Origin of the sequence: Rhizomicrobium palustre, assembly GCF_011761565.1 — a bacterium.
GTDB classification, from domain to species: domain Bacteria; phylum Pseudomonadota; class Alphaproteobacteria; order Micropepsales; family Micropepsaceae; genus Rhizomicrobium; species Rhizomicrobium palustre.
The window spans coordinates 2,828,273-2,852,206 of record NZ_JAASRM010000001.1 but is presented as its reverse complement, the minus strand read 5'-3'; the positions used below and the strand labels follow the sequence as shown (position 1 = coordinate 2,852,206).

The following is a 23,934-nucleotide window of genomic DNA, read 5'->3' as shown; positions in this document are numbered from 1 at the left end:
GATCATTTTTCGAACACGCAAACCTGCCGAGACGCACTGCGCCCTCCACTGCTGAACCGAGTTTAATATTTTGTCGTCGCTACGGGCACGCCCGACGCGCGCATTCTTAGTGCCTGAAATTTCTCGTGTTTGCGGGAGATGTAAACAAAAGTCTTTTCTCCCAGCCCTGCGATAGGTTGTGACCTGATTGGGCTCCTCTATCAAGCCGGACCAGGCATTCTGACAGCCGTTTCATCAGCCGGTTATATGCCTGGCGGGCGGTTGACTGTGTGCCATTGCGAAGCATCTACGGCGCCTGCGGCGACAGAGCCATGGTAACCGGTGTCAAAACCCCTAGATCGTTTCCCGCTCGCGGTGTACCACAAGGGCAGAATGCATTCCCGCAGGATACATGGATAAAACCTCCCGCATCGCCCTCTTCGGCGAATGTATGATTGAGCTCCGCGGCGAGCTCTTCGGCACCATGCAGCAGAATTTTGGCGGCGATACGCTGAATACTGCCGTCTACCTTGCTCGCCTCACTGCGGAAGCTGGGGTCCATGTCGCCTATGCAACCCAGCTTGGGACCGACGCCTATTCCGACGCCATGGTGGAAGCCTGGGCGAGCGAAGGCATCGACACCACCATGGTGAAGCGCGACGAAGGCAAGATGCCGGGGCTTTACACCATCCAGGTAGATGAGCACGGCGAACGCACCTTCTATTATTGGCGCGATATGAGCGCGGCGAAGGATTTCTTCGTCGGCCCCTCCAGCCTTTTGGAAGACCGGCTGGAAGAGATCGACGTCTTTTACTACAGCGGCATCAGCCTTGCGGTGCAGCCGGCGGCGGGCCGTGAGCGCCTGCTCTATTTCGTCGAAAAACTGCGCGCGCGCGGCGGCAAGGTCTGCTTCGATAACAACTACCGCCCGCGTTTATGGCGCGGTTCACCCCATACGGTGGATTGGTTCGAACGCGCTTGCGCCAACGCCGACATGGCCTTCATCACGCTGGACGACAATGTCAATCTCTACCGCGTGCCGGAGCAGGAGGCGCTGGACCATGCCCTCGCCTTCTCCTCGGAAGAAGTGGTGATCAAGCGCGGCGCCGATCCCTCTTTGGTGCGGGTCAAAGGCCAGAGCCCGATTGAAGTGCCGACCTTCCGCGTACCAAAGGTAGTAGACACCACAGGCGCGGGCGATTCCTTCGCCGCCGGATACCTTGCTGCCCGCCTGCAGGGACAAAACCCCGAAGTCGCGGTACGATCCGGTAACAAGATCGCCTCGATTGTGGTGCAGCACCCGGGCGCGATTATTCCCAAAGAGGTTATGCCGGTCTTCTTCTTCGGTTAGCCGAATTTGAAAGCCGAAATCGCCGTGCCGAGGACGAGCTCGCCGTAGATCTTTTCGCCTGGCGCATCGGAGGTGCCCGCTGCAACCATCAGCGGGATAAGATGCTCCTCGCGCGGATGGCTGGCGCGCGCGGCGGGGGCTTTGGCCCATTCCGTCAAAGCCGCGGCCCGCTCCTTTGCAGGCGAAGTCACAGCCGCGGTCAGCCATTCATCGAAAGCCTTGGACGGCGCGGTGAAGTTAGGATTGCCGTAGCCGCGCATGTTGTGAAAGCTCATACCCGAGCCGATGATCACCACACCCTCATCCCGGAGCGGTTTCAGCGCCTCCCCCGCTTTGATATGCAATGCGGGATCGAGACCGGCATCGAGCGACATCTGCACGATGGGAATCTCCGCTTTGGGAAACGCCACTTTCAGCGGCACGAAAACGCCGTGATCGAAGCCGCGCCGCGGATCGAGGCTTGAGCTAAATCCGGCGCTCTTCAGAAGGCCCGAAGCTTGCGCTGCCAAATCCGGAGTACCCGGCGCAGGAAAGGTAAGCTCGTAGGTGTGACGCGGGAAACCGTAATAGTCGTAGATCAGCTCCGGTGCCGCGCCGGAGGTGAGCGCAAAACCATCCGCCTCCCAATGCCCTGAAACGACGAGCAGTGCTTTTGGCTGTTCCGGCAAGAGCTCTGGCAAACGCGCCAGGAACTGGCCCATGCCGGTCCAGATGCCCTGCGGATCGGGCATGAAGAAGCACGGTCCGCCGCCATGGGGAATGAAGAAGCTGGGCTGACGCATGGCGTACCTCACTTATTGGGATAGGGGCGAAGGGCAAAGGCACCATCGCCGATCAAGGCCTGCACCAGCAACGCGATAGACCAGAAGGCCGGATATTCCCAACCACCCTGCGGGTTGTTGAAGAAAAAGCCGTTATGGCCATGCACGGTGACGATAGTGCCGACCAGCAGCGGGATCAGCGCGAGCGCCGCGAAACGGGTATAGATCCCGAAAATCAGCGCCAAACCGCCAAAGAATTCCCCAGCCATGACGAGATAGGCCAGCGCCGGAGGAAGACCGAGATGGCCGAAAAAGGCCGCAGTCCCAGCCGGGGTGAAGACGAAGGCTTTCAGAGAAAAATGGGCGAGGAACAGGGCGCCGAGGCTGACACGCAGCAATGTGGCGCCGTAGGTCGAAGTGTTGGACATGGGTAAGTCTCCTTTCGCTGGAAAAGATAGACATCCTCCGCTTTTGCGATAATCCCGTATTCCTGAACATCACTTTTGCTTTATAGTAGATAATCATGAGCGACCGGCTGACGGGAATTGAGGTTTTTGTGTTGGCGGTGCGCCGGGGCGGGCTTTCGGCAGCGGCCCGCGAGCTGGGCCTTTCCCCAACTATGGCCTCGCGCCATCTCGACATGCTGGAGCAGCGATTGGGCGCAACCCTGCTCCATCGCACCACCAGGCGGCTGTCGCTCACCGAAGCCGGAACCAATTTCCTCGCCAAGGCGGAGCGGATTTTGGAAGAGCTCTCCGAAGCGGAGGCCGAGGCTTCATCGCGCAGCGTGACGGCGGAAGGGGTTTTGCGCGTCAGCGCCCCGGCAGCGTTCGGGCTTGCGCATCTGGCCCCGCTTTTCGCTGGATTTGTCGAACGCCATCCGCGCATCAACATCGATCTTGGCCTCGATGATCGCTATGTCGATCTCTTGCAAGAGCGCTGGGATATGGCCATCCGCATCGGCCATATGAAGGATTCCAGCCTGATTGCGAAAAAGCTGGTGCCGGTGAGCCTGGTGATCTGCGCAGCGCCCCATTACCTCGCGCTGCATGGCACGCCCAAAACCACAGGCGACCTCAAAGACCACGCCTGCCTCAGCTATACGCTGTCGCAGCGCGTTGCCGCCGAAACGTGGGCCTTCGGAAAAAACGCCGATATCCGTGTGCCGGTGAAAGGACCGTTTCTCGCCAATAACGGCCTTGCGCTGATCGAAGCGGCCAAAGCGGGAATGGGCCTGGTGCTCGGCCCGCGCTTTCTGGCCGATGAAGCTTTGGCGCGCGGCAGCCTGCACGAAATAACGCTCGAGCTGCCTCTTCCCGATATCGGGTCCATTCACGCTGTGACCCATCCAGCGCGCCTGCCTGCCGCCAAAACCCGTGCCTTCATCGACTACCTGGCCAAAGAACTCAGTCCCATGGCGGGACGCTGGTAGTGCACGCCACGGCAAGCGATTGAACAAAGATCCCTTCGGCGCGTTCGGCAGAACGGCTCATAAGGATCTCACCTTGCCCCAGGATCACGACAATAACGCCTTTGGCGGCGCCGATAAGCTGGACAATCTTTCCGCCAAGCAACGGCGGCAGGTTGAATTCCAGACCCGGCCAAACGCGGCTTTGATTCACGAGACCATTCGCGCCGAAGGCATGAGCGAATTGGAGCGCGCGGCGACAGCCCTGGCGCTATCGGGTTTTGCCGCTGGCATGTCGCTCGGCTTTTCCTTCCTCAGCGAAGGGCTTCTTAGCGCGGCGCTCAAAGGTCATCCCTTGCATGATGCGCTTTCGCCGCTCGGCTATACGGTGGGATTTTTGATTGTGGTCTTGGGACGCCCGCAGCTTTTCACCGAAAACACGCTGACCCCCATCTTGCCGCTTCTACATAACCGTGATGGCGCAACCCTTGCGAAGGTGCTCAGGCTTTGGGCGATCGTGCTCGCCGCCAATGTAGCAGGCGCACTGGCCATCGCCGCGCTTCTGGCGAAAGTTGGACTGTTCACGCCCGATACCCATACCGCGCTACTCGATATTGCAGGACGAACCATCCGCGATGATTTCAGCTTGACCTTCGCGCGCGCCGTTTTCGCCGGCTGGCTGATCGCGCTAATGGTTTGGCTTCTGCCCGCGGCCGAGGGTGCAAGACCCACCATCATCGCCGTAATCACTTACGTTGTTTCGCTTGGCGGCTTTTCCCACATCATCGCGGGTACGGTCGATTGCGCTTATCTGATGCTCAACGGCGGCGCAGATTTTGCCGATTTCTCTTGGCGCTTTTTTCTTCCCACCCTCTTTGGAAATGTGGTGGGCGGTGTTGCCCTGGTGGCCGCGCTGAATTACGGCCAAGTGGCGCCCGAAGTCGAAAACAACAAATAAAAATGGCCCGGAGGGTTGAACAGCAAGACGCGCTATGAAGGGTAGAAACCACCGCAAACCCTCAACTTCACGCTGGGAAGGACGAAAATTTCACGAAAATACATTTTTCAAAGTAGAGCTTTTCAAAGACATACGATTGCAGTTGCGAGTGTATACGATTTCCAAACGTATATGAGATATGCATGGCTTTCTGAAGCCCGGATTTCACGAATTATTCCCGCGACGTCAAGCAATATAGGCCTGATTAATATGACCTGTTAGGGATTCGTCAGTTCAACATCGCATTTCTAAAATAGTATACCGTCGACTTAGGCCACCTCCTTGTGTGGCCTCATCCCGCGTTGAAAAATCTTTTGCCAGCCTATACTGGACGGGACTCAATTCATGTTTGCACACACGCATCCTGCCTGCAGTCAAACGAGGCCATGTTGGACGCTCCAATTCAATGTCTGAAGTAACCATCAAAGATGTCGCCCGCGTCTCGGGATATTCGATCAAAACAGTTTCACGGGTGATCAACAAACACCCGACTGTCGCCAAGGATATTCGCGACAAAGTTTCCTCTGTAGTAGCTAAGCTGGATTATCAGCCAAATCTCTGGGCACGCTCGTTGCGCAGCTCGCGTTCACATTTGTTGGCATTATTTACAGACAATCCAACCATTGCCTATAGCAACCGCATTCAGCTTGCGGCTACGGAGGCCTGCCGGGCGAAGGGATATCACCTGATGTCCGAGGTGGCGCGAAACTCCGATCGCGGCATGGGTTCCATGCTCAAGACGATGATCGCAAAGGTGCATCTGGATGGTGCAGTGCTGATGCCTCCGCTCTCCGACAATCAGGCGCTGGTGAAGGCCCTTATCGCCGCCAAGCTGCCCTTCGTGCGGATTTCGCCGTCAAAGCTTCTGGAGACCGGTTCCTATGTCTATGTCGATGATTACCAGATCGCCTATGACATGACCGAATATCTCATCGAGCTCGGCCATCGCGACATCGCGATCGTCAACGGACCGGCCTTGCACCTTTCGGCCGCAAAGCGCCTCGAAGGATTCCGCAAGGCCATGCAGCGTCACGGCCTCGATATTCGTAAGGAATGGGAATGCAAGGGCGAGTTTGATGTGCAGTCAGGAATGGCGGCCGGAGAAGCGCTGTTCGCCCGCCGCACGCGGCCAACCGCGGTGCTGGGCACGAATGATGAGACGGCTGTGGGCGTGATGGCTGCCGCCTATCGCAAAGGGCTCAGCATTCCTGGCGATGTTTCCATTGTGGGTATTGATGACAGCCCCATCGCATCGTCCTTCTGGCCGAAGCTGACGACCATGCGCCAGCCCGTGAGCGATCTCGGCCGGGTCGCGACCGAAATTCTCATCGGAGAGATTGAGGCACCGCGCCAGCGCCGGATTGAAAAGCTGGGATGCGAAATTGTGCTGCGCGATTCCGCGAGCGCCCCGCCAAGGCGCCCGCGCAAATCCCGCAAAGCCTGAGGCCCGCTTAATTGTCTGCGGGCGCGAGGGATTTCAGGCGCTCATAGCGCGCCTTCAAGGCTTCTTCCGCATCCTTGACCATGGCAGCGTATTCATCCGGATGCGCCTTGCCGGTCATGGCGAAGCGGTTTTCGCCCGCCATGAATTCGGAAAGCGCGAGGCTTGCTTCACCGGAATCGAGCTTCAAGGCCGCCTCGCCCGCCGCCTGTTTGCGCGGATCGTAGCGATAGAGCGGCCAATAGCCCGCCTGCACCGCCGCCTTCTGCCGCTCAAGACCAGCGGACAAATCATAGCCGTGATGGATGCAATGCGCATACGCGATGACCAGCGAAACACCGTCATAGCTCGCTGCTTCCTGCAGCGCGATCACCGCCTGATTATCCTTGGCGCCTGAAGCAACCGTCGCGACATAGACGTCGCGATAGCCGATAGCGATAGCGCCGAGATCCTTCTTCGCGCGGCCCTTGCCGTTGGTGGCGAATTTCGCGGTGGCGCCCAGCGGGGTCGATTTGGACGACTGCCCACCGGTGTTGGAATAGACCTCGGTATCGAGCACCAGCACATTCACATTGCGGCCCGAAGCCAGGATGTGATCGAGACCGCCAAAGCCGATGTCGTAAGCCCAGCCATCGCCGCCGATAATCCACACCACCTTGTCGACGAGATAATCGGCAAGTTCGAAGAGACGCTTGGAGGCAATGTCTTCGCGGGTGGAGAGAATGCGCTTCAGCTCATCGACCTGGGAGCGGCGGGTGCGGATATGGGTGTCATCCTTGAGGCCCGGCTGCGAGAGCGCAATGACGAGCTGTTCCGGCAGCTGATTGGCAAGGCTCGCCACCAGCGCGCGGGCCTCGGCCTCATGCCGGTCAATCGCGAGACGCATGCCAAGGCCGAACTCGGCATTATCCTCGAAGAGGGAGTTTGACCATGCAGGACCGCGGCCATCAGGACCGGTGGTGTAAGGCGTGGTCGGCAGATTGCCCGAATAGATCGAGGAGCAGCCCGTGGCATTGGCCACCAACATGCGATCACCGAAGAGCTGGGTCAGCGTGCGCACATAAGGCGTCTGACCGCAGCCGGTGCAGGCGCCCGAGAATTCAAACAAGGGCTGCAACAGCTGGCTGCCTTTGAGGGTCAGCTTGGTGTCGGCGCGTTCCAACTCCGGCAGCTTCAAGAAAGCCGCGAAATTCTCGCGCTCCGCTTCGATCCGGTCGAGCTTGGGCTGCATGGTGAGCGTGCCGTCCACCGGGCAGGCCTTTTCGCACAGCGAGCAACCGGTGCAATCTTCCGGCGCGACCTGCAGGAGGTAGCGATAATCGCCCTGCACTTCGCGCCCCTTGAAGGGCAAGGATTCCAGCGTGGAGCCATTGAAGTCCGGTGTCTTCACAGCCTTTGCACGCAGTGCGGCGTGCGGGCAGACCATCACGCATTTATTGCACTGAATGCACTTGTCCTTGACCCAGACAGGAATGGCGTCGGCAATATTGCGCTTTTCGAATTTCGCGGTGCCGACCGGCCAAGTGCCGTCCACCGGCATGGCGCTGACCGGCAGATTGTCGCCCTGCCCCGCCAGCATCGCAGCCGTGACGGTACGCACGAAATCCGGCGCATCGTCGGGAACTACGGCAGCCAACGACGGGCCGTTGATGTCATGCGGGACGGCCACTTCCTCGAGATGGGCCAGCGTCATGTCGACGGCAGCGAAGTTCTTCTCCACCACCTTCTGGCTCTTGCGGCCATAGGTCTTTTCGATGGCCTTGCGGATCGCCGCGATGGCTTCGTCCTTGGGCAGCACGCCCGCGAGGGCGAAGAAGCAGGTCTGCATGATGGTGTTGATACGCCCGCCCATGCCGGCCTTCTGCGCCACCTTAGAAGCATCGATGGTGTAGAGCTTGAGGCCCTTTTCCACGATGGATTTCTGCACCGGCGCAGGCAGATGGCTCCAGATTTCCGAAGCCGGGTACGGCGCGTTCAAAAGCAGCGTGCCGCGCGGGGCCGCATAACGCAGCACATCATAGCGATCCAGGAAAACGAAATGGTGGCAGGCGACAAATTCCGCATCTTCCAACAGGAAGGCCGATTGGATTGGCTTGGGCGAAAAGCGTAAGTGCGACACCGTGATGGCGCCGGACTTCTTGGAATCGTAGACGAAATAGCCCTGGGCATAGAGATCGGTATTGCCCGCGATGATCTTCACCGAGTTCTTATTGGCACCGACCGTGCCATCCGAGCCAAGGCCGAAGAACACGGCGCGCTGTTCGCCCGCGATTTCGATCTGGAAGCCGGGTTCGACTGGCAGAGAGAGGCCGCCAACATCATCGCTGATGCCGACCGTGAAACGGCGGCGCGGGGTTTGCTTGGCCAGCTCGTCATAGATCGCCTTGACCATCGCCGGGGTGAATTCCTTCGAGGCAAGGCCATAGCGCCCGCCAATCACCACCGGATCGAGCGTGGCAATGCCCTGCCCGCGCGCTTCGGCGAGCGCGGAGACGACATCCTGGAACAGCGGCTCACCCACCGAACCGGGCTCACGCGTGCGATCCAGCACGGCGATCTTTTTCACGCTCTTGGGCAGCGCGTTGACAAAAAGCTCGACATCATAGGGGCGGAACAGGCGGACTTTCAGCACACCCGTCTTGCGGCCCATGCGGTTGAGATAGGCGGCGGTCATTTCCGCCGTCTCACCGCCTGAGCCCATCACCACAATGACTTCACTGGCCTCAGGATCGCCGACATATTCATAGAGGTGATACTGGCGGCCGGTGATCTTGGCGAAACGATCCATCTCGCCCTGCACAATCGCGGGCAAGGCATCGTAGAAAGGATTGCGCGCTTCGACGCCCTGGAAATAGAGGTCCGGATTTTGCGCGGTGCCACGCACCACCGGATGATCCGGGCTAAGGGCGCGCCGGCGCAACGCCGTGATCTCGTCCTCATCGACCATGCCGCGCAGATCTTCGTCCGAGAGCGGATGAATTTTCGCGACTTCATGCGAGGTGCGGAAGCCATCGAAGAAATGCGTGAACGGCACGCGCGACTTCAGCGAGGAGGATTGCGCGATGGCGGCGAAATCCTGCGCCTCTTGCACCGAGGCAGAACACAGCATGGCAAAGCCGGTCTGCCGGGTGGCCATCACGTCGGAATGATCGCCGAAGATCGACAAAGCATGGGTTGCGATGGTGCGCGCCGTCACATGCATCACGAAAGGCGTCAACTCGCCCGCTATCTTGTACATATTGGGGATCATCAGGAGCAGGCCCTGCGACGCCGTGAAGGTCGTCGCCAAGGCACCTGCTTGCAGCGCGCCATGCACGGCCCCCGCCGCGCCGCCTTCGGACTGCATCTCCACCACATCGAGCACCCGGCCCCAGAGATTGGTGCGCTTCTCGCTCATCCATTGATCGGCGAGCTCGCCCATGGTCGAGGACGGGGTGATCGGGTAAATGACCGCCAGCTCGTTCATGCGATAGGCGACAGAGGCGCAGGCCTCATTGCCATCGACGGTGATCATTTTCGGTTTGGATGCGCTGGGCTTGGTCATGGTGCTCTCCCGGCCAATTGTTAGGGGACTGCTTTATTCGGCGCGCGAAGCGAGGACAAAGCGACAAAAGCGCCTTTTGCCGCGGCGAGGCGGGGAAATACCCGTTCCGTGAGGGCATTTCCGGTGAGAAAGCTGGCATAAGCGCGCTCAAGTTGCTGGCGATAAGCGTCACGCTTTTCCGCTTCAGGCAGCGTTTGAAGGCCTTCAACTTGCGATAAATGGTCGTGAAAGCGCTTCAGGATGTGCAGGCGACTCGCCGCCATAACCTGTTTGTCGAAATCGAGGCCGAAATAGGCGAAAAAATCCTCCGCACTGGAGAGATTCTGTAAATCAGCATCAAAATTGCTTATTTTCGTCATGGCAGCATGGTCCCGCATCTTGCACGCTGGGTTTCGCGGTAAAAGCGCTTCAGATCCTCCTCGGCTGGCGGCTGCTTGGCCTCATTGGCAAAAGCGCGGACCTGACGAAGGATCTGGCGAGCTTCCTCGCGATCGATGGGAAGGCCGAGCTGCTCATAGGCGTGAAACACGCCTGCCAGCCCGGAATGCTTGCCCAGCACCAAGCGGTGCTCGCGGCCAAGTTCGGATGGATCGAGGCTTTGATAATTCGCCCGGTCGCGCAGAAGCCCATGCACATGAATGCCGGATTCATGGGTGAAGACGCCCTCGCCTACGATGGATTTTCCCGCGGGCACTGGACGGCCCGAGACATTGGCGACGAGATGGGAAATCTCCGGTAAGAGCCGCGGGCAGATGCCCGTGTCGTGGTGATAGAGATGCGACAGCGCCATCACCACCTCTTCCAGCGGCGCATTACCGGCGCGTTCGCCGAGGCCATTGACGGTGGTGTTGACATGGCTTGCCCCGCCCTTCACCGCCGCCAGCGAATTCGCAGTCGCAAGCCCCAGATCATCATGGGCATGGATTTCAAGCTCGAGGGAGAGCGCAGCGCGGAGCTTTTGGAAAATGGCGAAGGTCGAAAAAGGATCAAGAATGCCGAGCGTATCGGCAAAACGAAACCGCCGCGCGCCTGCCGCCATCGCAGTACCGGCAGCTTCGATAACGAAATCAAGATCGGCGCGCGAGGAATCCTCGCCGCCCAGGCTGACCTCGAAGCCCATATCCTTGGCGCGGGCGACCATCTGGGAAATTTCTTGAAGCGCCCATTTGCGGTCGCGGCCAAGCTTGCGCGCGAGCTGCTGATCGGACACCGGCAGAGACATGTTGATCGCTTGCACGCCACAAGCCTGTGCCGCAGCTAGATCTTCCGCACGCATTCGACACCAGGTGATCAGCTTGGTCTTGAGGCCGAGTTCGGCGACGGCGCGGATATCATCCTGCTCCTCCTCGCCCATGGCGGGAATGCCGATCTCCATTTCAGGGACACCGGCCGCATCCAGCGCCCGCGCGATTTTCAGCTTTTCGTCACGCCGAAATGCGACACCAGCGGCCTGTTCGCCATCACGCAATGTGGTGTCGTTGATCACGATCATGACGGCCGCCTTATGGTGGTGGCGGAAAGCGGAATGACGCGCACCGGACGGCCCACCGCATCGATGATGGCTTTGCGCACCCCGGCGAGCGTGACGGAGGCCAGCACGCAGCCGACACAGGAGCCTTTCATATCCACCACCACCATATCGCCATCGATGGTGATGAGTTCGATATCGCCGCCATCGCGTTGCAGCGTGGGCCGAAGCGCGGCAATCGCCGCTTCAACTGCCGCGGTGAGAGTATTTTCGCGGGCGCCTGGCATGGGGGCTTCAGGGGCGACGGTTTCCATATCCAGCATGTTCAGCTCCCGCAATTCTGGCGCTTGCCGCATGAACCGCAAGCATTGGGCTGGTGGAAGACGAAACCTTGCGCGGCGGGGGTTTCGCAGAAATCGACTTCAACCCCGCTGAGCGCTGATTTGGACTCTTCGTCGACGAAAACCATGACATCGCCGAAATGGATCACCGCGTCGCCTTCGCGGGCGGTCGCTTCCAGCCCCATCTCGTATTGATAGCCGGCGCATCCCCCGCCCAGGGCCGCGATGCGGATGCCGCAAATTTCGCTATCCGCCTCGGCAATCACCCGCTTCAGCGCGGTTACCGCATTTTGCGTCAGTTCCAGAATGGCCGCCTCCGCCGCAATCACACAGGACATGCCTAGCAGGGCTCGTGCCAAGTCGCGGGGGCGGAAAACGGGGTTTTCTGGCACTACACAACACGACAAAACGGCTGGCATTGTCGGAATTGCGACGCCGCAAAAGAAAATGGCCGGGAAGCCCCGGCCATCGCGCGCAGAATGGAAAGGAAATTATGCCGCTTCCGCGAGCGGCTCGTTGCCGTGGTTCTGACAATTCTTGGCGCAAACGCGCGCGCAGGCGCCACAGCCGATGCAGTCGCCAGCATTGGACACCGTCATGACGTGGCGTTCGATATCTTCTTCCTCTTCGGTGACATTGCCGTCTTCATCCAGCGGCACCAACGCGAGCACATTGCGGCCACAGACCTTGAAGCATCTTCCGCAACCGAGACAATCCTCGCCATTGATCGACAAAAGATAGACCGGCTTCCAGGGCTCGCCAGAACGGGTACGATGCTCACTCATGTCAAATCCCTCCAGATGTGCCGCGAACTTCTCAGAGTTCCGCGGCTGGTTTGAATATTTCGATCAGGCCCAAGGCTTCCGCCACCAGCCGCTCGCCCTCGGCATTGAGCTTCTCGAGGCTTGGAAAACCGAAACGGTGCACATCCCGCAGTGTCTTGGAAACGACCACCAGACGGCCGCAGATGAGGACGATGCGCCCGAAGCCTTCATGCGAAAGCTGCAATACCGGCGAGGCCATGATCCCGCATTTCTGCTCGATAGTGAGCGAGACGGCGGCGTAGAACTGGTTCAGCCGCGCCAGCACGCGCGGGTCTGGATCGCCGATGATGGGAATTTCCTTGGCCTTGGCTTTATCCAGAATGAAGGGGGCCAAGAGGTCTGTCTCGGGCCGCCCCTGAAAGAAGTCATAGGTGTCTTGCGCGCGCACCTGGCGCACCAGTTCCTTCAAAAACGGCGTCAGTTCGGTTGCTGCGTCGCTCACTTGTTAATCCTCAGCAAAGGCCAGCGATTGATCTTTGGTAAGAAGCTTGCGCATCCAAGGCGGCGGCGTGCCTTTCATCATGGCTTGCACCCGGCCAATCACATCCGAAATCGCTTCGGGCGCAGGCAGCTTCAAGGGATAGACCTTGGCATTGACCACGCGCGCTGCCGCAACCCCGCCGATGGCGAGCGAAAACAGCATGGCGCAGCCTTCCAACGCATCGATCTTGGCCCCGATACGATCAAGGGCGTCTTCGACATGCACGCCGTCTTGCGCACTGACCTCGTCGAATTGCACCGCTTCGAGAAAGCGGAACTCGTCGGGCGTAACATCGTAGATCACAATGGAGGGCGCGCTGCCGAAATGGCTGTCAACCCGCCGCAAATCCTGCGTGCAAAAGGCAATACGAAGCGCACCGTTCAACGGGGCTTCGCATTCTTCTTTTTCAATGAGATGCAACCGCCGCATCTGTGCCGTGCTCCCTTGTCTGGTGGTTATGGGGCTGGTGGTTATGGTGCTGATGCTCGATAAAGAGATTTCCGATCTCGAAAATGAGATCGCGCGTGCCGCGATAGCCGACAGAGAGCTTGTGTGCCGCGCCTAAGCGATCAAAGAGCGGGAAGCCTGCGCGGAAGAACGGCACACCCAGCCGTTCCGCCACGCGCGCACCATGGCTATGCGCGATAAGAAGATCGCAATGCCCCGCCGCCTGTTCGAGATCATCAAGATCACCGATGCGAACCTCTTTGGCCGGAACAAGGGCGAGCGCCGCGCCATCCGAGGTGGTAACGGCGGTCTCGATCTCCGCCCCCATATCGGCGAAGAATTGCGTCAGGCCCAGCATCAAATCCGGTTCGGCCGCGATCGCGATCTTCTTTTTTCCGAAATAAAAATGGCCATCCAGCATCGCGTCGAGGAGTTGGCTTCTTCGGCGCCGGATGGATTGAGGCACAGGCTTGCCGGACAATCTGGCGAGGGCGGCGATGAAATTGTCCCATGCCAAAAGGCCCGTGAGATGGGGGTAAACTTCCGCGGGCACCCCGCAACGCGCCTCGATCAGCCGAGCGGCAGGTTCCAATTGCAGGCCAAGTGCCAAAGTTGCGATCGAGCGGCCCATATGGCGGATATCTTCCACCGAGGTGCCGCCCAATGTCGTAAGCACCCATTCATCTGCGATATGACCATCCAGTGATCCCGCGATATCGGGAAGAATAATGGGATGAAGGCCGAACGCCTCTACGGTGTCGCGGATTTCCTCAAGATCGGCGGGCGTGAGGTGACAGCCCGCGAGAATATTGATCTGACGCGGATTGCGCGCAATCTCCGGCTCGACGAGCTGATCCACCATCGCGGTGACGGCGGAAGCCCAGCCCTCTTGGAATCCGCCTTTGTAATCCGGCGTGGAGGCATAAACGAGCGCAGTGTCTGCAAGCTCGGGATGGCGCTGGCGGATGAGTTTCAGATCGCCACGAATATCCTCGCCCCTCGCCTCGATGAGCCCGTTAGAGCAAATGCCGATCACCTTGGGATGGGCGCGGTTGACGATGTTAATAATCGCCTCTTCCAGATTATCCTTGCCGCCGAGAATGGTGGTGACCTCGTTCATGGCGGTGGTCTGAAAGGGAATGGCTTCGCGATAATGGCGCACCAGCAGCACCAATGCGAAAGCGGTGCAGCCTTGCGCGGCATGGAGCATGGGCAAAGACCCTGCGAGCCCCATGAAAGCCGAAGCACCACCCAAGGGCTGGCTGAGCTTTAAGGGATTGACGGTGAGTGGCTTGGCGGTGGAAAGCACATTTGCCATTCAAACCTCCCAAGGCGCGGGTGTGCGCACCAGATCGAAAACCGGATTGGTCAGTTCCTTATGGATTTCCTTCAGCAGCGAGATGGTGCCGTCATAGCCGCAATAGGCGTTGTGGCGTTCCTGGTTGGAATCTAGCCAGGGCGTCTTGGCTTTCAGCGCCACGAATTGGGTGCGCCCGCCCGAGAGCATGATGTCGGCCTCGCGGTTCTTCAACATGCGGTACATGTCGCGCTGGGGCAGATTATCCATGGTTTCGCCCTCCTCGCCCATGAGTTCCGCCGCGCGGGCCTTGTCTTCCTTGGTGGCTTTGCGGGTGGAGGAGCCGATCACCACCATGCCGGCATAATGCAGCGCGGAAATCATCGACCAGGATTTCACCCCGCCGGTGTAGAGCAGCACACGCTTGCCTTTCAGCTCAGGCAGGATGGGGGCGAGTTCGCGCGCGACGCGGGCTTCTTCTTCAGCGATGAGAGCTTCAGTGCGGGCGATTAGATCCGGCTCGGCACCGCGCTCCACCAGCATTTTTGCGATGGTGCGCAAGGAGAGGCTGGTATCCTTCACGCCATAAAAAGAGCCCTCGAAATAGGGAATGCCCCACCGCTCTTCCATCTTGCGGGCGACATTGATCAGCGCCTGGCTGCACACCATCATATTGACGCGCGCGCGATGGGCCTTAGTGACATCGTGATAGCGCGCATCACCGGTAATGGAGGTGAGAAGGCGGATGCCGAGCTTTTTGAGCAGCGGCGTCACCATCCACAAATCTCCGGAGACGTTGTATTCGCCGATGAGGTTGATATCGGCGGGCGTGGTGATCTCCGGCTCCTCGGTGCCGATGACGTGGTTGAGCAGCGCCTCACCCGCCAGCTTGGTGCCGAAATTCTTCTTGCCGACAAAGCCCGGCGCATTCACCGGGATCACCGGCTTGCCGAAACGCTCCGCGGCAACCTTGCAGACCGTCTCGATGTCATCGCCGATCATGGCGGTGACGCAGGTCTGATAAACGAACACCGCCGGCGGATCGTAGCGGGCGATGATTTCCTTGATGGCTTTGAAAAGCCGCTTCTCGCCGCCGTAAATGACATCCATCTCACCGACATCGGTAGTGAACCCGGTGCGATAGAGCATGGGGCCGGAGGACAGCGCGTGGCGGCTGTCCCAGCTATTGCCCTCACAAGCGATGGGCCCATGGACGAGATGGGCCGCATCGGTAATAGGTTGAAGCACGATCTTGGCGCCATCAAAGGCACAGCCGCCCGCCGCGTTACCCGGCGTGAGCGGCTTACCCCCGCAGCCCTTCTTGCGTGTCTTCTCGTCCTTGGCCTGGTTCTTGGCACAAGCCGGTTCGTTGAACAGATCCTGGTGCTTGTGCTGCAGCATTGTTACCGCACGAGGTCGAAGGAAATGCCTGTCTTCATGGTTTCGCGATCCAGCTCATCCAGGATCTTATCGAGGATGGTCACCAGCACGCGCAGCCCGCCCTGATAGCCCCAGGTTGGGAAACGATGATGATGATGCCGGTCAAAGATCGGGAAGGTGAGACGGATCAGCGGAATGCCGAGGTCTTTTTCCAGATATTTGCCGTAAGATGAACCGATGAGGAAATCGCAAGGTTCGGTGGCAAGAAGCGAGCGCATGGCCCACAAATCCTTGCCCGGCCAGACCTGCCCCTTGGCACCATAAGGCGAGGTGGCCAGCAGCGCCTTCATCTCGGCTTCCCATTCCTTGCCACCATTGGTGGCGAGAAGGTGCACGGGTTCACCGCCCAGCTCCATGATGAACTGCGCCATGCCATAGACGAAATCGGGATCGCCGAAGATCGAATAGGTCTTGCCGTGCAGCCAGTTGGAGCTGTCGGCCATGGCATCGACCAGACGGCCGCGTTCCATTTCCAGGCTTTCCGGGATCGGCTTGCCGGTGATCTCCGACAGAGTCATCAGAAGATCGTCAGTGCCTTTGATGCCGATGGGATAATGGAAGGCGTGGACCGGCTGGCCCTTCTCTTTAACGAAATCCAGCGTCTTTTCGGTGCAGTATTTCTGCATCGAGATAGTGGCGCTGGCATTGATCGCCTCCTCTACCTGTTGGTAGGTGGTGCCGCCATCGAACATGCGATATTTGCCATCCGTCGGCGTATCGAACTGATCGGAGACGTCGGAGATGATCGCCGCATCGATGCCAAACTCGGCGAAGATGCGCTTCAGCTCGCGATTATTGCCCACCGCATAGCCATCAAAGCCGGGGATGATGTTGACCCGCGGCGTAACCTCGCCACGTTCCTTGCCTTCCCAGAAGCAGGTGAAGACACCCTTGATCAGCGCATCATAGCCATTGATATGGCTGCCCACGAAGGACGGCGTATTGGCTTTAACGACGGGGAAATCCTGCGGAATGGCTTCTTTGGTCCGCGCGTTCTGGATGAAGGCCGTCAGGTCGTCGCCGATGACTTCGGCGATACAGGTGGTCGAAACCGCGATCACCTTGGGCTTATAGACGGTGTAGGCGTTCTGCAGCCCATCGATGAGGTTGTTGAGGCCGCCGAACACCGCGGCATCTTCGGTCATCGAGGTGGAAACCGCTGCGCAAGGCTCCTTGAAATGGCGCGCCAGATGCGAGCGGAAATAGGCCGTGCAGCCCTGGCTGCCATGGTTGAAGGCGAGCGTCTTCTCGAAGCCGACCGAAGCGAACATCGCCCCCAAAGGCTGGCAGGCCTTGGCCGGATTGACCGTCAATGCCTGGCGCGCGAGGTTTTTTTCGCGATATTCCCAGGAATTGATGTAATCGGACTGTTTGGCGACGACTTCATCGGAAGCACCGCACTCGAAGGCCTTCTTGCGTTCGAAGAGCTCCTGGTATTCGGGCTCGTTGAACAGCCTGGCGTGATCTTTGATCTTGTCTGCGACTTGCGGCATGTTATGCGCCCTTCTTCCACGGAGCCTTGTGCATTTTCCAGACGGGATTGTTCACCGCGAGGTCCATATCGCGCGCGAAAATCGCAAAGCCGTCATAGCCGTGATAGGGACCGGAATAGTCCCAGGAATGGAGCTGGCGGAACGGCACACCCATTTTCTGGGTGCCGTATTTCTCCTTGATGCCAGACCCGACGAGATCGGGACGCAAGGCCTGCACAAAGCGTTCAAGTTCGAATTCCGACGCATCGTCGTAAACCAGCGTACCGTCTTTGATGTAATGCGTGGTGCGCTGGTAATCGTCGTTATGGGCGAATTCGTAGCCCGTCGCCGTCACTTCAATGCCAAGGTCCGAATAGGCATCGGAAACGTGGCGCGGACGAAGCCCGCCGACATAGATCATGATCTTCTTGCCATCGAGCCGGGGCTTGTATTTGGCCAGAATGGCATCGACCATCGGCTGATACTTGGCGATGACGCGCTCGGCGCCTTCCTGGATCTTCTCGTCAAACAGCGTCGCGATGGCGCGCAGGGATTTGGCGATCTGACTGGGGCCGAAGAAGTTATATTCGATCCATGGAATACCGTATTTCTCTTCCATGTGCCGGCAGATGTAGTTCATCGAACGGTAGCAGTGGATGAGATTGAGCTTGGCGCGCGGGCCATTCTCGACTTCCGCCACCGATCCGTCACCCGACCATTGGCCGATGACACGCAGGCCCATTTCTTCCAGAAGGATACGGCTCGCCCAGGCGTCGCCACCGATATTGTAATCGCCGACGATGAGCACGTCATACGGCGTCGATTCAAAGTGCTGGTCGGCATTCTTGGCCACCGCCTTATCGACGATGTAATCGCGCATCACGTCATTGGCGATGTGATGGCCTAAGGACTGCGACACGCCGCGGAAGCCTTCGCACCGCACCGGCGCGATGACCTTGTTGATCTCCTTGGACTTGCGCTTGGAAACCGCTTCGATGTCGTCGCCGATGAGGCCCACCGGGCATTCGCTCATCACCGAGATGCCCTTATTAAGCGGGAACATCTGTTCGATTTCGTCGACCATCTTGTCCAGCTTCTTGTCGCCGCCGAACACGATGTCTTTTTCCTGGAAATCGGAGGTGATCTGCATCGTCACCCAGGAATTCACGCCCATCACGCCGCCGGAAACGTAGTTGCGGCGCTGCGCCCAGGAGTATTGGCCACAGCCGACCGGACCATGGCTGATATGCACCATGTCCTTGATCGGGCCCCAGACCACGCCCTTGGCGCCGGCATAAGCACAGCCGCGCACGGTCATCACACCCGGGATGGATTTGATGTTCGACTTCACCCCGCAATCGGGATTGGGCGATTCATAGACATTGATATGCTTGGCGCGCTTCTTGGCGGTCTTGGCGGGATATTCCGCCAAGACCTCTTCTACCAGCTGCTTGCGCGCGGCTTTTGTTTCTGCGTCCATACCACTTCTCCTGCAGGGCGCTAAGATTTACGCGGAGACCTTCTTGGCCTGGCCGACGATGGTTTCGTCTTCCGGCTTCAGAATGCCGAATTCCATCAGCATTTCTTCGAGCTCTTCCATGGTGATCGGGGTCGGGATCGTACCCTTGCCGCCATTTTCATGGATCTTGCGCGCGAGCTGGCGATATTCCTCGGCTTGTTTGGATTCCGGATCGTATTCCAGCACCGTCATGCGGCGCAGCTCGGCATGCTGCACGATGTTATCGCGCGGCACGAAATGGATGAGCTTGGAGTTGAGGCGCTTGGCGAGCGCTTCAGCAAGATCGAGCTCCTTGTCGGTCATGCGCGAGTTACAGATCAGCCCGCCAAGGCGCACGCCGCCGGAGGAGGCATATTTCAGAATGCCCTTGGCGATGTTGTTGGCGGCATAGAGCGCCATCATCTCGCCCGACATCACGATGTAAATTTCCTGCGCCTTGTTTTCGCGGATCGGCATGGCGAAGCCGCCGCACACCACGTCGCCCAAGACGTCGTAGGAGACATAATCCACGCCTTCATAGGCGCCGTTCTCTTCGAGGAAGTTGATGGCGGTGATAACGCCACGGCCGGCGCAGCCGACGCCCGGTTCCGGGCCGCCCGATTCTACGCAACGGATGTCGCGATAACCGGTCTTCAGCACATCCTCGAGCTCGAGGTCTTCCACGCTGCCCGCTTCCGCAGCGAGCGAGAGCACGCTGTTCTGCGCCTTGGCATGCAAGATGAGGCGCGTGGAGTCCGCTTTCGGATCGCAGCCGACGATCAGGATCTTCTGGCCCATCTCGGCCAAGGCCGCCAAGGTGTTTTGGCTGGTGGTCGACTTGCCGATACCGCCCTTGCCGTAGAATGCAATCTGTCGCAACGCTGCCATGAGATGCTCCTCAAAGTCTCGAACCCGAGAGCATAGGAGCAATCGCCGTGCCAACCCGCTTTGCGCGCGGCCAAAGCGAATGATTTCGCGGAAATGCGCCATTTCTTTTCGAGACGGGTGCGGCAGAAGGGATCAACCCGCATGTCGACAATCCGACAAAGCCATCCGACACTCCGTTTGTCGGCTGGAACACGACACGCATCAGACAATTGTCTGACGTCAGCCAATGCATACGCCGCGCGTTTTGCGAATTGCCCGGAATTCTGCGTGTTTAGCGTTCTGGCACGGTGAATGCAGATAGTCGCGCGTGGTTCTCAGCTTGGCGGACATGTCTGAACATCTCCCGACCAATATCGTACCCCTGTCCAGCATCACCCGCTTTGATGTGTCAAAGCCGCGGGTGAGTGGCTGCTCGGCGAAGAGTAATGGCAAGGCGACCTCTTGCGGCAGTTCGGCGGGGCCGGAGGATTTACCCGAAGAGATTTGGGCCAAGGTTCAAGACCATCCCTGTTATAGCGAAGACGCGCATCATTATTTTGCGCGTATGCATGTGGCGGTAGCGCCTGCCTGCAACATCCAGTGCCATTACTGTAACCGCAAATATGACTGCTCCAACGAAAGCCGCCCCGGTGTGGTGAGCGAGAAACTTTCGGCGGAAGAAGCCGCGCGTAAGGTCATGGCGGTGGCCGCCGAAGTGCCGCAGCTTTCCGTAGTGGGCGTGGCGGGACCTGGCGATGCCCTCGCCAATGCTCCCAAAACCTTCCGCACCTTCGAGCTGATCCATGAGGCCCTGCCGCATATCAAGCTCTGCCTGTCCACCAATGGTCTGGCCCTGCCCGATCATGTCGAAACCATTGCGGCCATGGGCATCGATCACGTCACCATCACTATCAATATGGTGGACCCGGAAATTGGCGCTGAGATCTATCCCTGGATTTTCTTCCGCCATAAGCGCTGGGAAGGCTTGGACGCCGCGCGGATTCTGCATGAACGCCAGATGGAAGGCCTCGAAGCGCTGACCGCCAAAGGCATTCTGGTCAAGGTCAATTCGGTGCTGATCCCCGGTATCAATGACGAACATCTGATTGAGGTGAACAAGGCGGTGCGCGCCCGCGGCGCCTTCCTGCACAATGTCATGCCCCTGATTTCCGATCCGGCCTTTGGGACGCATTTCGGCCTTACCGGGCAGCGCGGGCCAACGCCGGCGGAGCTTCGCAAAGTGCAAGACAGTTTAGGCGGGGACGCCAAGCTGATGCGCCATTGCCGCCAATGCCGTGCCGATGCCGTCGGCATGCTGGGCGAGGATCGTGGCGCCGAATTCACCTTGGAAAAGCTCACCGAGGCCAAGCCCTACGACCCCAAGAAACGCGAAATGTATCTTTCGGTGGTCGAACGCGAGCGGGCCGACCGGCAAAAGGCAAAAGAGATGGCAAGCGCCCCGGAAAAGATCGCCGAAACACCCCTGCTGGTCGCCATCGCGACCAAGGGTGGCGGCCGCATCAACCAGCATTTCGGCCATGCCACCGAGTTCCAGATTTTCGAAGTCACCTCGGCGGGTGCGAAATTCATCAGCCATCGCCGCACCGACAAATATTGCGTCGGCGGCACGGATGACGGCGATGCCATGACCACCACCCTTGCCGCACTGGAAGGCGTCGCCGCGGTGCTTTGCGCCAAGATCGGCGACAAGCCCAAACAGCGCCTCGCTGAGGCCGGCATCATCGCCAGCGACGACTACGCCTTCGACTACATCGAGGCTTCCGCCATCACCTGGTACGCGGGCCATAAAGGCGCCGCTGCCGCCAGCGCTTCAGCATAAGGACGAACATCATGGCCTATAAAATCATCGCAAAGAAATGCACCGGTTGCGGCGCCTGCGAATTCGAATGCCCCAACAAGGCGATCAAGGAGAGCGGTGCCGTGTTCATCATCGATGAGACCAAATGTACCGAATGCGCGGGCTTCTTCGATACCCCGCAATGCGCCGCCGCCTGCCCCGTGCCCAAGACCTGCGTACAGGCATTCTAGGCATGGCGGACGATATCGTCGAACTCGCCTTTCCGCCGGAGTTTGCGTTGGGCGACAAGGTGCGCGCCAAGGCGCTTGTCAGGAATGATGGCTCCTTCCTGGGCAAGCGCATCGGAGATCTTTTGATCGAGAAAGGCGAGATCGGCTATGTGCGCGGGGTGGGAACCTTCCTGCAGCGCTATTTCATCTATGAGATCGATTTTCTGGAACGCTGTGTCGTGGTCGGCATGCGCGCCAAGGAACTCGAACTGGTTGAGGCTTTTGAAGGATAACGCCCCGCCGTGAAAATCATGTTGCGCAAAGTTGGCGAGGACCTTTCGGTCTATATCGCCAAGAAAGACCTCGAAGAGAAGGTCGTGGAATTGGAAACGCCCGGGATGTGGGGCGGCAAGGTCAAGCTTGCCAATGGCTGGGTGTTCCAGCTGCCCGAGATGGCGGCGGACACCCGCCTGCCGATCAGCGTGGAGGCGCGGCGGCTGGAGAGTTGATCGCCTGAACGTCAAAGCTCCGTCTCGCCTGCCCCATGAAGTGCCGTTATAGTCCGGCGAAAGCGCGCCGGACGGCGCCTTCGTTACGGCACCTAGAGACGAGATACGACATGGCTGATACGACGAATCCCCTGGCTGGCAAGCCGGTTCCCCCCTCCTTGCTGACCAATATCCCCCGCCTCATCAGTGCCTATTACACCCAGACGCCTGATCCCGCGGTCGCCACGCAAAAGGTCGCCTTCGGCACCTCCGGCCATCGCGGCTCGTCCTTCAACACCGCCTTCAATGAGGCCCATATCCTCGCCATCACCCAGGCGGTGTGCCTCTACCGCAAACAGGCGGGCGTGGACGGCCCCTTGTTCCTCGGCATCGACACCCATGCTCTGTCGGAACCCGCCTTTATCAGCGCGGTGGAAGTTCTGGCGGCCAATGGCGTGGAGACCATGATCGATGACAAGCATGGCTATACGCCGACGCCGGTGGTGAGCCATGCCATCCTGAGCTACAACCGCGGACGGACGAGCGGCTTGGCGGACGGCATTGTCGTCTCCCCCTCGCACAACCCGCCTGACGAGGGCGGCTTCAAATACAACCCGCCCCATGGCGGCCCCGCCGATACCGACGCGACCAAGTGGATTCAGGACAAGGCCAATGAATTCCTGGCTGCGAAACTGGAGGGTGTGAAGCGCATCTCCTATACCCTGGCCAAGAAGGCGGCTTGCATCCACCTCTTTGACTATACGACACCCTATGTCGCCGATCTGACAAATGTCGTCGATATGGAGGCGATCCGCGCCTCGGGCGTGAAGCTTGGCATCGATCCCTTGGGCGGCGCGGCGGTGCATTACTGGCAGCCGGTGATCGAGCGCTACAAGCTGAACGCGACCATTGTGAACGAGGCGGTGGACCCCACCTTCCGCTTCATGACGGCGGATTGGGACGGCAAGATCCGCATGGATTGCTCCTCGCCTTTCGCCATGGCGAGCCTGATCGCGCTGCGCGATAAATTCGATATCGCCTTTGCCAATGACACAGACACAGACCGCCACGGTATCGTCTGCCCCTCCGGGCTGATGAACCCCAACACCTATCTCGCCGCCGCTGTGGCCTATCTTTTCGCCAACCGGCCGCATTGGGGCGCCGATTGCGGCATCGGCAAGACGGCAGTCTCCTCCAGCATGATCGATCGCGTCGCGAAGAAGCTTGGCCGCAAGCTGGTGGAAGTGCCGGTGGGCTTCAAATTCTTCGTGCCGGGATTGAGTGACGGCTCGCTGGGCTTCGGCGGCGAAGAAAGCGCGGGCGCCTCCTTCCTGCGCAAGGATGGCGGCGTCTGGACCACCGATAAGGACGGGCTGATCCTGGGGCTGCTCGCCGCGGAAATCACCGCCAAGGCCGGTAAGGACCCACAGAAGCTTTATGACGAGGTCACCGACGGGCTCGGCCATTCGCATTACCAGCGCATCGATGCGCCCGCGACGGGCGAGCAGAAGAAAAAGCTCTCCAGCATGAGCCCGGAACAGTTCGAGGCGACGGAACTGGCGGGAGAGAAAATCGACGCCAAGCTGACCCGCGCGCCGGGCAACAATCAGCCGATTGGCGGGTTGAAGGTGGTAACGCAAAACGGCTGGTTCGCGGCGCGGCCCTCGGGCACCGAAGAGGTCTATAAGATCTATGCCGAAAGCTTCATCAGCCAGGATCACCTGAAGCAGATTCAAAACGACGCCAAAGCCGCGCTGACCAAGGTATTTGAGAAGGGTTGATTTTGTTTCGTCGTCATGACC

At 59.3% G+C, this 23,934-nt stretch carries 24 protein-coding genes; 9 read left to right on the top strand and 15 right to left on the bottom strand.

Annotated features, from left to right (window positions below):
• Window positions 1–391 precede the first annotated feature (391 nt).
• Window positions 392–1,330 (top strand): sugar kinase, encoded by a 939-nt coding sequence (locus FHS83_RS12655; protein ID WP_167083311.1) that lies wholly within the window; start codon window positions 392–394, stop codon window positions 1,328–1,330.
• On the opposite strand, the gene FHS83_RS12650 is transcribed toward FHS83_RS12655, so the two are convergent.
• Together FHS83_RS12650 and FHS83_RS12645 are read right to left on the bottom strand one after the other, a co-directional pair.
• Window positions 1,327–2,112 carry a DODA-type extradiol aromatic ring-opening family dioxygenase gene (locus FHS83_RS12650; protein ID WP_167083310.1) on the bottom strand — a complete coding sequence of 262 codons (786 nt, stop codon included), beginning with the start codon at window positions 2,110–2,112 and terminating at the stop codon, window positions 1,327–1,329. The genes FHS83_RS12655 and FHS83_RS12650 overlap by 4 nt on opposite strands.
• 8 nt (window positions 2,113–2,120) lie before the next feature.
• A complete protein-coding gene (locus FHS83_RS12645) occupies window positions 2,121–2,519 on the bottom strand; it encodes a DoxX family protein (RefSeq protein ID WP_167083309.1) in 399 nt (132 codons plus the stop codon).
• 95 nt (window positions 2,520–2,614) lie between these two features.
• Here FHS83_RS12645 and FHS83_RS12640 point away from each other — a divergent pair, with 95 nt between their 5' ends.
• The 3 genes from FHS83_RS12640 (at window position 2,615) to FHS83_RS12630 (ending at window position 5,940) form a co-directional block, all read left to right on the top strand.
• Window positions 2,615–3,523: a LysR family transcriptional regulator gene (locus FHS83_RS12640; RefSeq protein WP_167083308.1), complete on the top strand. Its 909-nt coding sequence runs from the start codon at window positions 2,615–2,617 to the stop codon at window positions 3,521–3,523.
• A 19-nt stretch (window positions 3,524–3,542) separates the two neighbouring features.
• Window positions 3,543–4,457, top strand: coding sequence for a formate/nitrite transporter family protein (locus FHS83_RS12635; RefSeq protein WP_208414615.1), 915 nt, complete (start codon window positions 3,543–3,545; stop codon window positions 4,455–4,457).
• A gap of 445 nt (window positions 4,458–4,902) precedes the next feature.
• Window positions 4,903–5,940, top strand: a complete 1,038-nt coding sequence (locus tag FHS83_RS12630; protein WP_167083307.1) for a LacI family DNA-binding transcriptional regulator — start codon at window positions 4,903–4,905, stop codon at window positions 5,938–5,940.
• A gap of 7 nt (window positions 5,941–5,947) precedes the next feature.
• Here FHS83_RS12630 and nifJ read toward each other — a convergent pair whose 3' ends face one another.
• The 13 genes from nifJ to nifH form a co-directional block, all read right to left on the bottom strand.
• Window positions 5,948–9,481 (bottom strand): pyruvate:ferredoxin (flavodoxin) oxidoreductase, encoded by a 3,534-nt coding sequence (gene nifJ / locus FHS83_RS12625; protein WP_208414613.1) that lies wholly within the window; start codon window positions 9,479–9,481, stop codon window positions 5,948–5,950.
• A 20-nt stretch (window positions 9,482–9,501) separates the two neighbouring features.
• A complete protein-coding gene (nifW, locus tag FHS83_RS12620) occupies window positions 9,502–9,840 on the bottom strand; it encodes a nitrogenase-stabilizing/protective protein NifW (protein ID WP_167083306.1) in 339 nt (112 codons plus the stop codon).
• Window positions 9,837–10,973 (bottom strand): homocitrate synthase, encoded by a 1,137-nt coding sequence (gene nifV, locus FHS83_RS12615; protein WP_167083305.1) that lies wholly within the window; start codon window positions 10,971–10,973, stop codon window positions 9,837–9,839. Before nifV ends, nifW begins: the two co-directional genes overlap by 4 nt.
• Window positions 10,970–11,272, bottom strand: coding sequence for a NifU family protein (locus tag FHS83_RS12610; RefSeq protein ID WP_167083304.1), 303 nt, complete (start codon window positions 11,270–11,272; stop codon window positions 10,970–10,972). Before FHS83_RS12610 ends, nifV begins: the two co-directional genes overlap by 4 nt.
• A gap of 2 nt (window positions 11,273–11,274) precedes the next feature.
• Window positions 11,275–11,628: a HesB/IscA family protein gene (locus FHS83_RS12605; protein ID WP_208414611.1), complete on the bottom strand. Its 354-nt coding sequence runs from the start codon at window positions 11,626–11,628 to the stop codon at window positions 11,275–11,277.
• Between the two features lie 153 nt (window positions 11,629–11,781).
• Entirely contained in the window at window positions 11,782–12,075 is a 294-nt protein-coding gene (gene fdxB / locus FHS83_RS12600; RefSeq protein WP_167083303.1) for a ferredoxin III, nif-specific, read from the bottom strand.
• Window positions 12,076–12,106: 31 nt separating this feature from the next.
• Entirely contained in the window at window positions 12,107–12,556 is a 450-nt protein-coding gene (locus tag FHS83_RS12595) for a NifX-associated nitrogen fixation protein (RefSeq protein ID WP_167083302.1), read from the bottom strand.
• Between the two features lie 3 nt (window positions 12,557–12,559).
• Complete coding sequence (nifX, locus tag FHS83_RS12590) at window positions 12,560–13,024, bottom strand: nitrogen fixation protein NifX (RefSeq protein WP_167083301.1); 465 nt, start codon at window positions 13,022–13,024, stop codon at window positions 12,560–12,562.
• Complete coding sequence (gene nifN, locus FHS83_RS12585; protein WP_167083300.1) at window positions 13,002–14,360, bottom strand: nitrogenase iron-molybdenum cofactor biosynthesis protein NifN; 1,359 nt, start codon at window positions 14,358–14,360, stop codon at window positions 13,002–13,004. Before nifN ends, nifX begins: the two co-directional genes overlap by 23 nt.
• Window positions 14,361–15,740: a nitrogenase iron-molybdenum cofactor biosynthesis protein NifE gene (gene nifE / locus FHS83_RS12580; RefSeq protein WP_167083299.1), complete on the bottom strand. Its 1,380-nt coding sequence runs from the start codon at window positions 15,738–15,740 to the stop codon at window positions 14,361–14,363.
• Between the two features lie 2 nt (window positions 15,741–15,742).
• Complete coding sequence (nifK, locus tag FHS83_RS12575; RefSeq protein WP_167083298.1) at window positions 15,743–17,272, bottom strand: nitrogenase molybdenum-iron protein subunit beta; 1,530 nt, start codon at window positions 17,270–17,272, stop codon at window positions 15,743–15,745.
• Between the two features lies 1 nt (window position 17,273).
• A complete protein-coding gene (nifD, locus tag FHS83_RS12570) occupies window positions 17,274–18,731 on the bottom strand; it encodes a nitrogenase molybdenum-iron protein alpha chain (RefSeq protein ID WP_167083297.1) in 1,458 nt (485 codons plus the stop codon).
• Window positions 18,732–18,758: 27 nt separating this feature from the next.
• A complete protein-coding gene (gene nifH / locus FHS83_RS12565) occupies window positions 18,759–19,637 on the bottom strand; it encodes a nitrogenase iron protein (protein WP_167083296.1) in 879 nt (292 codons plus the stop codon).
• Between the two features lie 328 nt (window positions 19,638–19,965).
• Here nifH and nifB point away from each other — a divergent pair, with 328 nt between their 5' ends.
• The 5 genes from nifB to pgm all read left to right on the top strand — a co-directional run bounded on the left by nifB (window position 19,966) and on the right by pgm (window position 23,913).
• Window positions 19,966–21,456: a nitrogenase cofactor biosynthesis protein NifB gene (gene nifB, locus FHS83_RS12560; RefSeq protein ID WP_167083295.1), complete on the top strand. Its 1,491-nt coding sequence runs from the start codon at window positions 19,966–19,968 to the stop codon at window positions 21,454–21,456.
• An 11-nt stretch (window positions 21,457–21,467) separates the two neighbouring features.
• Entirely contained in the window at window positions 21,468–21,665 is a 198-nt protein-coding gene (locus FHS83_RS19675; RefSeq protein ID WP_167083294.1) for a 4Fe-4S binding protein, read from the top strand.
• 2 nt (window positions 21,666–21,667) lie between these two features.
• The gene (locus FHS83_RS12550) at window positions 21,668–21,937 is read left to right on the top strand and encodes a nitrogen fixation protein NifZ (RefSeq protein WP_167083293.1); all 270 of its coding nucleotides are present in this window, start codon (window positions 21,668–21,670) and stop codon (window positions 21,935–21,937) included.
• 9 nt (window positions 21,938–21,946) lie between these two features.
• Window positions 21,947–22,153, top strand: coding sequence for a putative nitrogen fixation protein NifT (nifT, locus tag FHS83_RS12545; protein WP_167083292.1), 207 nt, complete (start codon window positions 21,947–21,949; stop codon window positions 22,151–22,153).
• A gap of 110 nt (window positions 22,154–22,263) precedes the next feature.
• Window positions 22,264–23,913 (top strand): phosphoglucomutase (alpha-D-glucose-1,6-bisphosphate-dependent), encoded by a 1,650-nt coding sequence (gene pgm / locus FHS83_RS12540; protein WP_167083291.1) that lies wholly within the window; start codon window positions 22,264–22,266, stop codon window positions 23,911–23,913.
• Window positions 23,914–23,934: the final 21 nt, after the last annotated feature.